Raw genomic sequence first — 15,281 nt, forward strand, 5'->3', positions numbered from 1 at the left:
CAGAGGGCGAATGCGGGGGCTGCCGCGCAGGACAGATCCACAGGCCAGCCGATTGCGAGATAGTGGTTCTCCTATTGCTGGCAGCCACGTTGTTTCGGTCCGCTCACGTGCGACCACACAAAAACGCTTGACACTTATAGACCGAATGTCTAAAGTATCTCCTGTCGCGACGGGGGTCGTCACTTCGTCGCTGCGAGTTCGATCGCGAGCGAGAGAAACCGATGGACAGAATCACGTTTCTTAGATTGGCGTGTTTGGCGGGACTATGCCTCCCGTTCTCGGTGTGCGGCACCTCGACCGCAATGGGACAAGCGGCGAGCGAAAGGAAACCGGTTCGTTCGACGACGACTCAGACACCGGCATCGCTATCTGCTGAGTCGATTGTCAAAGAAACTCGCATCTCTGATTCTTTGGGTGATTCGTTTGCAAAATGGATTGACGAACGCGGCGAACAGACTTGGGGCGAGCCGCCGGAGCCTTGTGATGACCTAACGTTTGCTCGGCGAGTTTACCTAGACTTGATGGGCCGCGTTCCCAGTGTTTCCGAGATTCGGGATTACCGTGAGCTTGGCGACCAACGGCGTGAACTGCTGGTCGAAGAGCTTGTCTTTGGCGAAGGCCCACGACGTGACACCTATATCCGACTGCTCGCGTCCAACCTTGCACGACAATGGCGTCAGGTGCTCGTCCCGCCGGGAACGGTTGCCGCGGCACAAACGATCGCTCTGGAAACTTGGCTTCGCGAAGCGTTTTCGGAAAACCGTGCCTTCGACGAAACGATGCGTGAATTGGCCCGGGTGCAAAGTCCTGCCGATGCCGGCGGATATTATCAACTCGTCGGTGCGACACCGGAGAGCTACGCCGGACACTTATCGCGTGTATTGCTAGGCGTTCGTATCGACTGCGCCCAATGTCACGACCATCCATTTACAGACTGGAAACAAGAAGACTTCTGGGGATTGGCGGCATTCTTTAGCGACCTTCAGAACATCAACCCTGATCCCAACGCTTCGCGCAGTTCCGGTTCTGGCAAGATCACTCACGAAGGCACGACCTATACCGCGAAGTTCCTGTGGGAATCCGAAGCGATCAACGAACCGTCACGGTCACCCAAAGTTCGCTTCGCTCAGTGGATCACATCGAAAGACAATCCAAACTTTTCGGCCACATCGGTTAATCGTTTTTGGCAGCTGCTTGTCGGACGTGGTTTGTATGCCGACGTGGAAAACCTGGATCTGGCTACCGAAGAAGAGCGTGCCTTCTTAGATGAATTTGGAAAGCAGTTCGCCAACGAAGGCTTTGACGTTCACAAATTGGTCGCCGGGATCTGCAAATCGAAGTGGTATGGATCAAAGGCGATGACTTCATCAGAAAGTCTTGATGCCTTCCAAAGGGACTTAAAAGTGATTAGCCCCGAACAGGTATTCGACTCACTGGAACAGTCACTGCATCTGCCGATCAGCCGAATCGATCCGAGCGCACCGCGTTGGACCGGGGCTCGCGACCAAATGGTCAATCGCCTCGGTGAAGCGATCGGTGAAACGCCGGAAGACTATGCTTCCGGAATTCCACAAGCGCTGATGATGATGAATGGGCAAATCACAAGTCAGGCGATCGACCTGGAACGAAGTCGTCTTCTGCGTGCGGTTGTCGAATCACCATTCTTTGACGAACCGACCAGAATCGAAACGCTCTACCTGGCCGTTCTGACTCGGCAACCGACGGACAGTGAAAAGAAGTCTTTGGCGGAATATTTAGACAAAAAGAACACTCCCGAGAGTCGTCGTAGGGCATTCGGGGAAATCCTTTGGGCCCTTCTGAACAGTCCGGAGTTCGTACTATGTCGATAACAAGCCGGTTCGATCAGTTTTCGCGACGCGACTTGATTCGCATCGCAGCGGCTTCGGTGGGCGGTTTTTCCTGTTCGCCTTGGCTACCGCGTTTGGCACAAGCCGCAAACGGCAAACGGCCCCCCAAAAGCTGCATTCTGCTGTGGATGTCGGGTGGACCGAGTCAAATAGAAACGTTGTCACCGAAACCGAACCATCGCAATGGAGGTCCTACCAAGGCGATTTCAACTGCTGTCACCGGTATCGAACTGAGCGACAACTTGCCTGGATTGGCAAAGCAAATGAAAGATGTTGCTTTGATCCGGTCCATGAAAACTCGCGAAGGCGATCACGGCCGAGCGACTCAACTGATGATGACGGGATATCGGCCCATGGGAAACATGACCGACAATCCGGTCTTCGGGTCGATGGTTTCACATCGGATGAAAATCGATGAACATCCCCTACCCGGGTTTGTATCGATCGCACCGTTCCAACGAACCGGCTTGGGGTCGGGCTACTTAGGACCAGACCATTCACCATTGTTGGTTTCCGGGGCAAGCAACGATCCGAATACACGTGCCAACCTGACAATCGAAAATTTGGATATCCCCGGAGGTGACAACAGCGTCCTCGCCGAACGACAAGCATTGCTTTCGATGATGCGTCGTGGTGCTCCGCCGACATCAACTTCGGCTGTGAAGCATGCATCAGTCTATGACCAAGCGATGCGAATGATCGAATCACGCGGCGAAGGCGCTTTCAATCTTGATGAAGAAAAAGCTGAGCTACGAGATGCCTATGGTCGCAACCGATTCGGGCAAGGCTGTCTTCTCGCACGCCGACTTGTCGAACGCGGTGTGCCTTTTGTCGAAGTCACCTTATCACAAGCTGCCGGTGGAACCTGGGATTCGCACCTCGACAACTTCAACACTGTCAGCTCGATGTGCGAAACACTGGATCCCGCCTGGTCGACACTGATTTCAGATTTGCGTGACCGTGGATTACTTGACTCCACCATGGTTGTCTGGATGGGTGAATTCGGCCGTACCCCACGAATCAACACCAATAGCGGACGCGATCACTTTCCGGATGCCTGGAGCGTTGCCCTTGCGGGAGCCAAAATCCAGGGCGGACAGGTGTACGGAAAGACCAGCAAAGACGGCATGGAGGTCACCGATAAACCGGTGCAAGCGAAAGACTTGTTTGCCACAATGTTGGAAGGCTTAGGAATCAATTCGGCTGACAGCAACATGAAAGGCGATCGGCCGATGCCTCTGATCGACGAAGGCGGCGAACCAATCGAGGAGTTGCTCGGATGAGTTTCGTACCAGGTGAATTGAAACAAACACTTTGCCACATCAGGCGATCGATGGACAACAGCCCGTCGACAGTCAACGCGTGTGACAATGTTTCCGCAAACCGTATTGGTTTGCGACCGTTCACCCATGGACAATGCCTGATCCGACGTTTCTTGCTGCCGTGCCTTTTGCTGCTCGGTTCTGTATCTCACCGAAACGCTATCGCCGCTGACACTGTCAACGGATCGAGTAAAACTTCAACAGGTACGGTTTCGTCGGATTCAGTCGAATCATCACAAGTCACTCAACCCGACCACGGGACGCATGACATGCTGATGCTGTTGCCCAACGGGCCAATGCATCTACGTGTCTTGATCAGCAATGGTGGAAAATCGCTTGCCGGAACTCGCGAAGCCTACTTGCAGCGTCTTAGCGAGACGTTGGATACCGATGGCGATGGCAAAGTCAGCCGCGACGAGGCCGCAGAGCACCCATTGTTCGTCACGAACACACGTTTCAGCGACAACAAATTCCTTAGTTCTCTCCGAAGCCGCCGACCGTTTTCCAAGCGTGAACTGGAACTTGCCGTTGATCGTGCTGCAGGGCAATTGGTGACTTATCGCCAAAACAATGCTCTGGCCGATCAAGACATGAATGTGTTCGAAGTCTTGGATCAAGATCAATCGGGCGCGATCGATCGAGCCGAAATGCGTCTTGCCGCGTCGCGAATCGCGTCTCGTGATTTGGACTTTGATCAATGCATTACATTTGACGAATTCTTGGACCAGCCCGAAGCAACGCCAATGGGTTTGGTGGTTTCGACAATCGCTGATGAACCTCCCGGATCGGTTCATGCCGACATGCTACGCGACGCTAGTGAGCCGGTTTTGCCAGCACGGTTGATACGAACCTACGATAAGAATCGCGATCGCAAGCTCTCATCCGAAGAACTGCACTGGACCGACGAACGGGTCGCAACATTCGACCAGGACCGAGACAACAAGCTTGACTTGCGTGAATTGGCAACGCTGATCGACGGTGAACCCGAAGTCACCTTGGCGGTCGAGTTGGAGCAGTCTTCATCGGGTTCACTAAAATTGGTCCGCCACTCCAACTTGGATGTTCAAGTCCAAGGCGAAACCATCAGGATACGACGCAACGGCATCTCCCTGACCATCAACTATCGGTTTCGAGATCCGGTTGCCGAAGCAGAGACCAATGCGTCAAACGCTTTCAACCAAATCGATGTCGATGCCAACGGATACCTTGATCGCGACGAGATTACAGAACACCAACGTTTCGAACGCTACCTCTTCGACGCGATGGATCGTGACGCAGACGACCGAGTTTTCGCAAACGAAATGCTTGACTATGTCCGCGAATACACCGAACCCGCATCAACCAGTTGCCAAGTTACGTTGCTTGATGCCGGAAGCGGGTTCTTTCAAGTTTTAGACGAAAACGCTGACGGTCGCATTTCGATTCGCGAATTGCGAACTTGTGAAAACAACCTAATCCAAAGTTCTGCCGGGAAGTCTGAACTGACACCGAACGAACTGATGGCTTCTTATCAGATCGAGATCAAACGTGGCGGGACAAGCCTGTTCGGTCGAGTTGATCGTCCAACGATCGAGACCCCCGAAGCTTTCCTAACGCCTCCCCAAGGGCCGATCTGGTTCCAACGGATGGATCGAAACAGCGACGGTGATCTTACGTGGGATGAATTCCTCGGAAGCCGAGAAACGTTCCACCAGCTTGATAAAGACCAAGACAACCTTATTGACCAAAACGAAGCTACGTTAGCGAGTAAGTTAGACGGATGAGCACCACTACTGACCAGAACGCCCTGAGCAATTCTTCTTCAACAAACAACGGACAGTTGCTTGACCAAGTTGACAAATTGCGTCAGTCGCGAGAACAGCTTCGTTCCGAAGTCGGCAAGGTGATCGTTGGCCAACAGGACGTTGTCGACCTTCTGTTGCTGGGACTGCTTTGCCGTGGTCACGTGTTGCTTCACGGCGTTCCCGGGTTAGGTAAAACCCTGATGGCGCGAACGTTGTCGTCGACACTGGATTTAAAATTCAAACGCGTTCAGTTCACGCCTGACTTAATGCCGTCGGACATCACCGGCACCGATGTGATCGAGGAACAAGAAGGCGGCGGGGGACACCGGCTTAAGTTTGTGCCGGGACCGATCTTTACCAATTTCCTGCTCGCCGACGAAGTCAACCGAACGCCACCTAAAACACAGGCCGCTCTACTGCAGGCGATGCAAGAGCATGAGGTTTCGGTCGGCAATACGACGTACCAGCTTGATCCCCCATTTTTCGTCGTCGCGACACAGAACCCGATCGAGATGGAAGGCACCTACCCGCTTCCCGAAGCTCAGGTCGACCGTTTCATGTTTAACATTCGCGTTCGCTACCCGACGATCGAAGAGGAAGCCGCCATCATCCGGGGCACAACGGGAACAGAGGTTGCCGAACCGACAGCCGTCTTGTCGTCAGATGATCTACTGCAGCTTCAATCGATCGTCCGTGGTGTTCCGATATCAGACGACGTCGTTATGTATGCGGCGCGCTTGGTCGCCGCGACACGACCAAGCGACGCAGATCGCGGCAGCAATTCTCGCGGCCACTCCGGCGGCCAAGAAATCGAAATGGTGCAAAAGTACGTGACCTATGGCGCCAGCCCACGTGCCGGTCAGGCACTGGTCTTAGCCGGAAAGGCGCGTGCGATTTTGGAAGGTCGCTACCACGTCGACTTCGCCGATATTGCCGCACTGGCTCATCCGGTTCTGCGTCACCGTTTGGTCTTAAACTTCCACGGCCGTGCCGACAACGTGGATTCAGATACGGTGATCGACGCACTACTCCGTGAAGTCAAGGAGGAAACCGCGTGATCGCCAAGTCGCCTACAAAGCAATCAACGCGCAAGGCGACCGGTCAAGCGGACAACAAACCGCAGTGGCTCAAGCCTGACGAACTTGCCCGCCTTAGCTCGATCGAGCTGCGCGCCCGCGGTGTTGTCGAAGGATTTCTGCAAGGACTACACCGCAGTCCGTTCATCGGTTACAGCGTGGAGTTTTCATCGCACCGTCGCTACGGTCCTGGCGATGACTTGCGCCATGTCAATTGGAAACTGTTTGCACGGCAACGAAAGCTGTACGTCAAAGAATTCGACGCCGAGACCAACCTGAACCTTTATCTGTTCGTCGATGCCAGTCGGTCGATGCAGTGCAAAGTCGAAGGTGCGATGACCAAGCATGATTACGCCGCGACACTTGCCGCTGCATTTGCATCGCTTGCGTTGAAACAACGCGACGCCGTGGGAGTCGGCCTTTTTGACGATGGCGTGCATCGTTATCTCGATCCGTCCGCCAAACCGGGACGTTGGGAAGACTGCCTGGCGCTGCTATCGGATCCCTTGCAGTCCAATGTCACGGGATTGTCAAAATCTCTCGAACAGGCCGCCGCGCTTGCAAGACATCGCGGCATCGTCGTGATCCTTAGCGATCTCGTCGACGACGATTTGGATGGCTTCAAAAAGGGCCTCCAACAACTAAGACATCGTGGTCACGAAGTGATTGTGTTTCACTTGCTTGACCCGTTCGAACGGCGATTGGCCGAAGGCGGTCGATACCGAGTGCTGGACATGGAAAGCTCCGCACAACTGACGACAAACATGGAAAGCGTTCGCACCGCCTATCTAAAAAGAATTGACCAGTGGTGCCAACAACTCGACGACGCATGCTTGCTTCAGGGCGTTGATCGGGTCGAACTGACAACAGACATTCCGCCGACCGCGGCATTAGTGGAATACTTGGTTCAAAGATCAAACTGATGAACTTCATCCAAACCGGATTCCTAATCGGCGGCGCCGCACTGGCGATCCCAGTGCTGGTGCACCTGTTGAGTCGGTGGCAAGTCCAGCGAGTCGAATTGGGAACGATGCGTTTCCTTCAGGAAGTCATGCAGGATGGTGCGCAGCGTCGCAAGATACGACGCTGGTTGCTGCTGCTCACACGCCTGGCCTGCGTTGCCGCATTGGTTTTGTTGTTCGCCAGACCTTACCTTCCTGAATTCATCCGCCGAGACGGAGATCGACTGCGCGTCATCTTGGTTGATCAGTCAGCCAGTATGGCCATGCCAGGCGAGAACGGGCGATTGATCGACGACGCGATTTCACAAGCAAGCGAACTTGCCGGACAACTGGGAACCGACGCAAAAATACGCTGGGCCTATTTCGATTCGCGCGTTCATCCGATCGAACCGGCCAGCAACCGAATTTCGGCACCACGATCTTTGGTTGGAAGCACGAATTACCTTTCCGCTCTTAGCTGGGCACGTGACCAAGTTGATGCACACCCGGATGCGATCGCGGACATTGTGCTGATTTCAGATTTTCAACAAACAGGAATCGCCTCTGATTCGGCTGAGACTGACATCTTGGCCATGCCAAAAGACCTGCCTGTTCGCCTCGTTGATGTCGGACGCGTCGCGGCAAGCAATATTGCGGTGACATCAGCAATGCCTCAAGCGATCCGCACCGCACCGTCACAACCTGCTGTGGTCAATGTCACACTGTTTAACTACGGGACATTACCGCTTGAAGAAATTCCGATGACGGGAACAGCGGAAAACGGTGGGCGCAGCGTCCGCTTGAAAAAGTCCATCAACATTCCGGGCGAACAAGCTCAAGAGCTAGCCTTCGATTTTGGACAACTTGATCCAGGTATTTGGCAAGTCACATTTCAGCTTGATGTCGAAGACGATCTCGCGATCGACAACCACCGCATCACCGCCATGGAAGTTGGCCAACCGGCCTCCGTCATGGTGATCGATGGTGGCTCGCGTGACGAAGCCGTGCTGGGAGAGAGCTTCTATTTAACGGCCGCACTACGACAGTCCAAGACTGCTTCGATCGCCACAGACGACTTAGTCCAATCGACTGAAAACACCACCAGTCGGTTTGATCCGAAGGTGGTCTACCTGTACGACGAATCGATTCCAGACTTGCAACCCGATAAGTTTCCTCTGGTGGTCGTCGCGGATAGCGCGTCAATTCCTCGCAATGCAGTCAGTCGAATTGAAAGCTATGTGCAAGCCGGTGGCCAACTACTTGTCTTTGCAGGTGACGGAATCGAACAACGCGATCAAACCGATAATATCTGGGAAGGTTCTGCGTTGACGCCCGGTCGGTTTGGACAGACTCGACAAAGCGGTGTGATGCCATTCCATCTGATCAACATCGATAAGACTTCCTCGATGCTGATGATGTTTGCTGACCCACAGCAGGGTGACTTAGGTCGTCTAGCATTCAATCGCATCTTACCGGTGGAACCGTCCGACTTCACCGCCGTGCTCGCATCATTTGACGGTGACATCCCTGCGCTAACTCGACATTCCGTTGGCCAAGGCGATGTCGTTTGGTTCTTATCGAGCGCCGATGCCAGTTGGGGCCAATGGACAACGAATCCCTTGTACTTGCCATTGGTCCATCAAATGGCCGGCGACCTTCTAAACCTCACCGGGGAAGGAAGGATTCGATTCCGATCCGTCGGGTCCGATCGCGAACTGGTATCCAATCGCCCCCCATCGATTATTCGAAACGTCAGTTTGCAGACCGATGGCACGACTTCGTCAGATCCTTCCGCTGTCAATTCATTGGCATTTGACCACCCAGGGTTTGAGTCCGAAGACAGAGGAGTGCTGTATGTCGTCAACTCAGCTTCTCGCGAATCCGATACGACACGGCTACCCGCCGAAGACTTCGCTTCTCATTTCCAAATCACGGTCGCGGATTCGGATTCAACCGAAGTCGCTCAGCCCGTCCAGAACGAAAGCAAACGGGAACTGTGGCCCCTATTTGCCGCCTTAACCGCATTGCTGTTAGCAACCGAATTCTTTCTCGCCAACCGGACCACCGCATGAACGCTCCAGATGTTGCCTATCAGGTCGCACGCCAGTTCGCTGCACTGCGTCGACGATACCTTGGCGTCCGTGTAGCCGCATTATTCGGATACACTTCCGCGGCTCTGCTGGCCTTCGTGATCGCACTTTCGCTGGTCGACTACCGCTGGGAGATCGACGCAGACAACCGAAGGACGGCCCTGCTATCGGGAACCCTATCCATATTCGCTGTGATGTTTTGGCGATTGTTCGCGATCGTCAAAGAATCACGACAACGTTCATTCGCCGGACGCTTGGAGCGATCGTTCGACGATTTCGGCCAACGGATCCGTACCGTTCTGGACACCGTCGATGGACGTGTATCCGGCCCAATGGAAATGCTGCGTGCCCTTGGAAATCAAACGCTCGGTCGCTGGGATCTGGCGATGCCCAATCGCATCATCCCGACGGGATTGATGTATGGAGGAATCCTGGTCCTGATGCTGACATCGGGAATCATGGCGGGAATGTTCAGCCTGGGCGGTGACATTCGATTGGCTCTGCTAAGAGTTCTCGGAAGCGAAACACCCTACACAATGCTTGAATCCGCCCCAGGTGACACCAAGCTTCTTGAGGGAACACCGGTTGAAGTTTCACTACAGCTAGTCGGCCGGACCGATCGCGATGTGCTGCTCCGCTATCGTGAACTTGCCCTTCCCGGTCAATCGGACGATACCAATGACATTGGCTCCGAACCGATTGAGTGGATCGAATCAAAGCTATTGCCGGATGAGCCACAGCCGGACGGCTTTGCTTCCGCCCGCAGAAAACAATTCAGCTTGGCTCTTGGCAATGCACGCGTGCCAATTGAGTATCAGTTCATTTCTGCCGGTCAACAGACAAAGATTCACCGGATCGATATCCAACCACTGATCGAAGTTCAGTCGCTAACGATCGAAGTCACGCCCCCGGAATACACCGAACTTCCCGCACGCGTGTTTGATCGACCTGATTTGACTGTCTTGGAACAATCCGAAGTGGTTGTCACCATACTGCTAAACCACCCGCTATCTTCACCCGAATTGCTAGTCGGTGTGAAAAAGCCACAGCTTCAAAAGGTCGAACTGGTTCCCGGTGAAGACCGTTCGGTGTGGTCGTTCACGTTGCCATCGACAGAAACGATCCGCTGGCAGTTTTCAGGGGCCGGTAGAGACGGAACACCGATGGATCCTGTCTTCGGCAAACTCAGCATTCGACGCGATGCGGCTCCCACCGTTCGCTGGAATGAACCTTCGGACGAACTTCAAGTTCACACATTGGCCGAAATCCCACTTTCGGTCCAAGTGTCTGACGACTACGGGATCGTCGAATCGGGAATCGCATTTCAAATCGGTGGTGACGAAGAATACGTTCTACTCGACTGGATTGCAGAGGAAGATGAAGAGGATGAATCCGTCAACGTCAGGACTCGGCTAAAGCTAAGCGAAATCCTACCGCTGGAAACATTCCAACTGACGCAGCGAGACTATGTCGCCTACTACGCCTACGCTATCGACAACCGTCCGTGGGGACCACATCGGACAGAATCGGATGTGAGATACATCGACATCCGTCCTTTGCGACAGTTTTACCAACAGCTCGAACCGATGCCCAACGATGGGCAAGGCAATGGCCTCATTGTCCAATTGAGCGAGATCATTCGACGACAACGGTTCATGATCAACCGAGTCCGAAAACTAGTCCGTGACGGTGCCAGCCTCGCCAGCCAACTGGGAACGATTGATCGCCTAGTCAAAAACCAAAGTGAACTCGCCGACCTAACTCGATTCCTTGCCGAGTTCTTCATTTCCAGAGGCAACGATGATGTCGAAGCTTTAAGCCAAGCAGAATCGTCAATGTTGCAAGCGGCTGACTCGTTAGCGGCTGGCACATTCGATCTCGCCTATGCCCAACAACAGGATGCCTTGCGATCTCTCGTCGAAGCACGTCAGGCGGTCGAGCAAATCCTGCGCAGCAACATGACGTCCCAGCAGCGACAGCAGCTTCGACGTCTGGCAAGCCAATTGCGTCAAAAGCTCCGACTCGATCGTCCCCAAACCGAACGACAACTTGTCGATTCGCTCCGACGTATCGCCTCTGACCAGCGGCAACTGGCAAGTATGGCGGCGAAGATGAATGGTGGACAGCAATTCAACCAATCCATGTCAGGCACGCAAGGCGGAGCAACACCGAAGGACGATTCCAAACCTAACGGTCAGGGTTCCATCGACAGCGAAGAGCCAGAACAGACGCCTGAATCAGACGAAACGGCCGAATCCCCTGAACCGACGGAAGATTCGCAAAACGAGCAAGAAACCCCAGGTGACAATTCGGAGGAATCAGCCGGCGAAAACGAGGTTCCGCCGAACGAAGCTCTCTACGAACAGCAAGTCGAATTGATGGAGCGGCTCGAAGCGATACGTGACGAATTGCAAGAACGTTTGGAATCATCGGAACTGATGTCAAGTCGAATGGATGCGGCAGCCTCACAAATGGATTCTCTTGCTGACCAAGCACAGCAAGATGAGCCTCAGAAATTTGCCCAAGGGGGACAGGAAACTGGCGACCTGCTGGAGGAAATGAGTGTTCAACTGGAAGCCTTGTCGGCATCCGAACCGGTCGCACGAATCTCTTCACTCCGTGACTTGACCGTCGGAATGGGCATTATGGAACAGTCGCTCGCTGACGAACTGTCACAAACACCGGGGCAATCACCTGCATCGAAAGAACCCCCGAAGGATATCGAACCGGCTAAACGCCGTATCCAGTCTCGAGTCGAAACATTGAAGGAAGTGATTTCAGGCCAAGCAGAAATTGGCGACATCGAGATGAGCGAGGTTAACGATCGCCTGCAAACCTTTGCCGACGAAAACGAGTTTCTGGACTTGCTTGCTTCATCGAAAGAAGCCGTCGAAAACATTGATAAAATCGAAGCGACCGAATCGATGTCGGCTCGGGACGGAGGACTGGAACGCTCTCGTGATTACATCGATGCCGCTCGACAGCTCGAACGCCTTTACCAACAGCTCGTCACACCTCGCCTCGCACGCTTGCGTCAAATGGAAGGCAAAGCGTCGTCGCTTTCGGAACAACTTTCTGGAAACGGAGGTGCGTCCGAACAGTCACCCGAAACCCAAGCCGAACTACAGGAGCTAGCCGAAGACCTACGTGGTGAAAGTCTTCGCGAGCTGGCCGAGTTGCTTGAAAATGAAGGGCAGGGAAGCGGAACAAGCGAGGAAGAAACCGAAGGGCAGGGCGGCGGTTCAAACGAAGACGACTACGACGAGCAACCAAAAGGCGGCGGTGGCGAACAGGAGAAGGCAGACGACGAAGAGGGCAATAACAACGGGAACACGAATCCCGACACGGGCATTCGGTATCTGCTGGACCGTCGTGGGGGCGGAGGAATCGCTTTGCAAAATGATGTCTCTAGCCGACTGCGGACGATTTCAAAAGAACTGCGTGATCGTATCCAACAAGTCATCTTGCTAGAGATCGCTGTCGATCGCGACACACCAATCCCTTCGGAGTATCGACGTGCGGTCGATGGGTACTTCCGAACCCTGTCGTCCGACAGTGCCGACAAAGACGGCATGCAATCCATGACGTCATCCGGCAAGCCGCTGCCGCAACAAGGAGGCACCGAATGATCTCGATACCGATTGCGGAAACGTTTGTTCGCTGGGATTCGCCGTTGCAACGCTGGGAATGGATCGCACTGTTCGCCAGCGCGCTATTAGTCTGGATGGTTCTACGCGTTATCTGGGGCGCGTCGTTGGTTCGTGAACGTCACGGACTGATGATCTTGCGTGCGATTGCGATCGCAATCGTCTTGGTCATCCTGATGGGCCCTTCGATCATTGATCAACAGCCAGGCGAAACAACTCGTTCACGCATGATCTACCTTTTCGATGGCTCGCAAAGCATGCAGCTCGGTGGGGAATCGGATCGATGGCAGCAAGCGATTTCCTTCACACGATCGGCACATGATCAGGCAGGACCGGAACAGGCAGCCGACGTGCAAGCGTTTCGATTCGGGCACCGCCTGGAACCTTTCGTCAAATCGAATCCGGATCAAGCGGCAAATCGCAAATTGCCCACGTGGCTGGCAACCGAATCTTCTGATTCGATTCGATTGGTCGGTACCAACAATGTTGATGCCGATTCGACCTTGATCGAAAAGCCGGATGCATCAGATTCTCGGCTTGCCGATGCATTGCGTCAGCTATTGCCACAAGTCCGAGGCAAATCGTCTGCGGGCGTCGTTTTGCTTTCCGACGGACGTGTCCGAGCATCAGAGTCGGTCGAAAAGCTTGGCGAAATCTTTGGGCAGACCGGTGTCCCGATCCATGTGGTCCCAATCGGTGAAGCTGGTGGTTCCGGTGATATCGCGATCGTTTCCCTTGTCGTCCCGGCACGAGTCCGCAAGTTCACAGAAAACGAACTTCAAGTCTTCCTTCGTAGCTTTGGATTTCCCGGCCAACAAACCACAGTTCGAGTTTTACGAAAGTCGACAAAGACCGGAGGCGAATACACCGAAGTCAATTCGCTTCCGATCACTTTAACCGGGGGCGCCCAATCAGCGTCGCTTACCTTTAGAGTCGATGATCGCCCTGAAGACTTAATCGTTTCGGTTGACCCTATCGAAGGCGAATTGAGCACCAAGAATAATCGTGTCGAAACACATGTCGAAATCGACAGAACCAAGGTGCGTGTGCTTAGCATCCAAGCAGACCGTCCGGCCCCTGTTTCTCAGTCCAGTTTTCTTGGCGGACTGTTTGGAAACCTAGGAAGCCCCAACAGCGATAGCACATCGATTCAATCGGCGCTGCAATCGGACGAAGACATCGAATGCACGGTCCTACTAAGCATCGGCGGACAAACACTGCGTCGTCTGGCGGCAAATGGATCACAGCAATCCGGGGCCGGCTTTCCAAAGACACGTGCCGAATTGTTCGCATACGACTGCGTGATCTTGAACGAAGTCGCTGCCAATGTGTTAGACGATGAACAACAACAGTGGTTAGCGCAGTGGATTGATGGTCGAGGCGGCGGACTGATCGTGACCGGGTCCGGAGCAATGAATCAGCGTGCTTGGAAGGACACCGTTTTGGAACCACTGCTTCCTGTAACGTTGGATTCGGCATCACCGAATTATCCACTTTCGGCGCCGGTGCAGATCACACAGCCACTGCACCCAATTTGGCGTTTGCGGATGGAGCAAATGCTGAATGAACAGATCCTTCAACGGCTTCCAAACCTTTCGGTTGCTGTCGGTGACCTAACCGCCAAGCCGACAGCAACGGTGTTGGCAAAAACCGCTGACGAGGGCAAACCGGTCATGGTTTCCCAGCGTGCCGGTCGAGGCCGGATCATGGTTTCGAGCGCTTCGCTCTCTGGATCACCGTTGGACGATTTGGCACAGAACTGGGGAGACCAACCCGAACGCGTGGCCGCAAAGTTCTGGCGTAACCTCGTCTACTGGGCGACCGAAGAATCGTCGACCGGGAGGCGGCGTTTAGTCGTCAGCAGTAACCAACGCTTCTATCGACCAGGTCAACGATTGCAGGTCCGCGCAACATCTTATGATGAGGCTGCGCGTCGAACGACGAACTATCGCGTTTGGGCAATGTTCGAACCCGAATCACTTGACGACATGTCGCTGTACTCTCCGGTGCTATGGCCTGACAATGTTGTCCGCGAAAGTGGCGAGGTGGGGCCCCGAATCGCTTGGGGTGAGGAATTACCCCTGAGGGTCAACGGCGAAGAAGATATCTACGAAATGGACCTGATGCTCAGCGAATCGGTTGCCGCTGCGGATAGCGGGATGAGAATTGAGTTGACAGCCTACGAAGGTGAAGACACCGGGATGGCATTCAGTCATGGAACCCAAGTCGACAGCACTTCGTTAGCAGTCCAAATCCTGAGCGATCCATTCGAGCAGCAGAATCCGTTGCCCAATCATGAGTTAATGTCTCGCTTGGCATCGGTCTCGGGCGGCAAGGTTCTGGAACGTCCGGAACAATTAACCCAGTTGCTTCGGGACCGCGAAGAATACCATGGCCCATCCAAGGTAGATTCATCACCGGCTTGGAACCGAACTTGGCTATGGTTCGGCTTAATTGGCATTTTGACGGTGGAATGGATCTGGCGACGAACGACAGGTTTGGCATGATGACCGAAGGCGGCACGTCAATGCGTCAGTTTTGAAAACACAACAG

The 15,281-nt window shown here is 54.1% G+C and carries 8 protein-coding genes; all 8 read left to right on the top strand.

Translation table 11 applies throughout. From position 1 onward, the window contains the following. Window positions 1-221 precede the first annotated feature (221 nt). Genes LOC67_RS25975 through LOC67_RS26010 form a run of 8 tightly spaced genes read left to right on the top strand, consistent with a single transcriptional unit; the run spans window position 222 to window position 15,235 of the window. Entirely contained in the window at window positions 222-1,850 is a 1,629-nt protein-coding gene (locus LOC67_RS25975; RefSeq protein WP_230265768.1) for a DUF1549 domain-containing protein, read from the top strand. Next, the gene (locus LOC67_RS25980) at window positions 1,841-3,151 is read left to right on the top strand and encodes a DUF1501 domain-containing protein (protein WP_230265769.1); all 1,311 of its coding nucleotides are present in this window, start codon (window positions 1,841-1,843) and stop codon (window positions 3,149-3,151) included. Before LOC67_RS25975 ends, LOC67_RS25980 begins: the two co-directional genes overlap by 10 nt. After that, complete coding sequence (locus tag LOC67_RS25985) at window positions 3,148-4,953, top strand: hypothetical protein (protein WP_230265770.1); 1,806 nt, start codon at window positions 3,148-3,150, stop codon at window positions 4,951-4,953. Before LOC67_RS25980 ends, LOC67_RS25985 begins: the two co-directional genes overlap by 4 nt. Continuing rightward, window positions 4,950-6,032, top strand: coding sequence for an AAA family ATPase (locus LOC67_RS25990; protein WP_230265771.1), 1,083 nt, complete (start codon window positions 4,950-4,952; stop codon window positions 6,030-6,032). The genes LOC67_RS25985 and LOC67_RS25990 overlap by 4 nt, the downstream gene beginning before the upstream one ends. Then, window positions 6,029-6,973 (top strand): DUF58 domain-containing protein, encoded by a 945-nt coding sequence (locus LOC67_RS25995; protein WP_230265772.1) that lies wholly within the window; start codon window positions 6,029-6,031, stop codon window positions 6,971-6,973. Before LOC67_RS25990 ends, LOC67_RS25995 begins: the two co-directional genes overlap by 4 nt. Continuing rightward, the gene (locus tag LOC67_RS26000) at window positions 6,973-9,063 is read left to right on the top strand and encodes a BatA domain-containing protein (RefSeq protein WP_230265773.1); all 2,091 of its coding nucleotides are present in this window, start codon (window positions 6,973-6,975) and stop codon (window positions 9,061-9,063) included. Before LOC67_RS25995 ends, LOC67_RS26000 begins: the two co-directional genes overlap by 1 nt. Further along, window positions 9,060-12,710, top strand: coding sequence for a DUF4175 family protein (locus LOC67_RS26005; protein ID WP_230265774.1), 3,651 nt, complete (start codon window positions 9,060-9,062; stop codon window positions 12,708-12,710). The genes LOC67_RS26000 and LOC67_RS26005 overlap by 4 nt, the downstream gene beginning before the upstream one ends. After that, window positions 12,707-15,235: a glutamine amidotransferase gene (locus LOC67_RS26010; protein WP_230265775.1), complete on the top strand. Its 2,529-nt coding sequence runs from the start codon at window positions 12,707-12,709 to the stop codon at window positions 15,233-15,235. The genes LOC67_RS26005 and LOC67_RS26010 overlap by 4 nt, the downstream gene beginning before the upstream one ends. Window positions 15,236-15,281: the final 46 nt, after the last annotated feature.

It is taken from the genome of Stieleria sp. JC731, from assembly GCF_020966635.1.
GTDB lineage: Bacteria > Planctomycetota > Planctomycetia > Pirellulales > Pirellulaceae > Stieleria.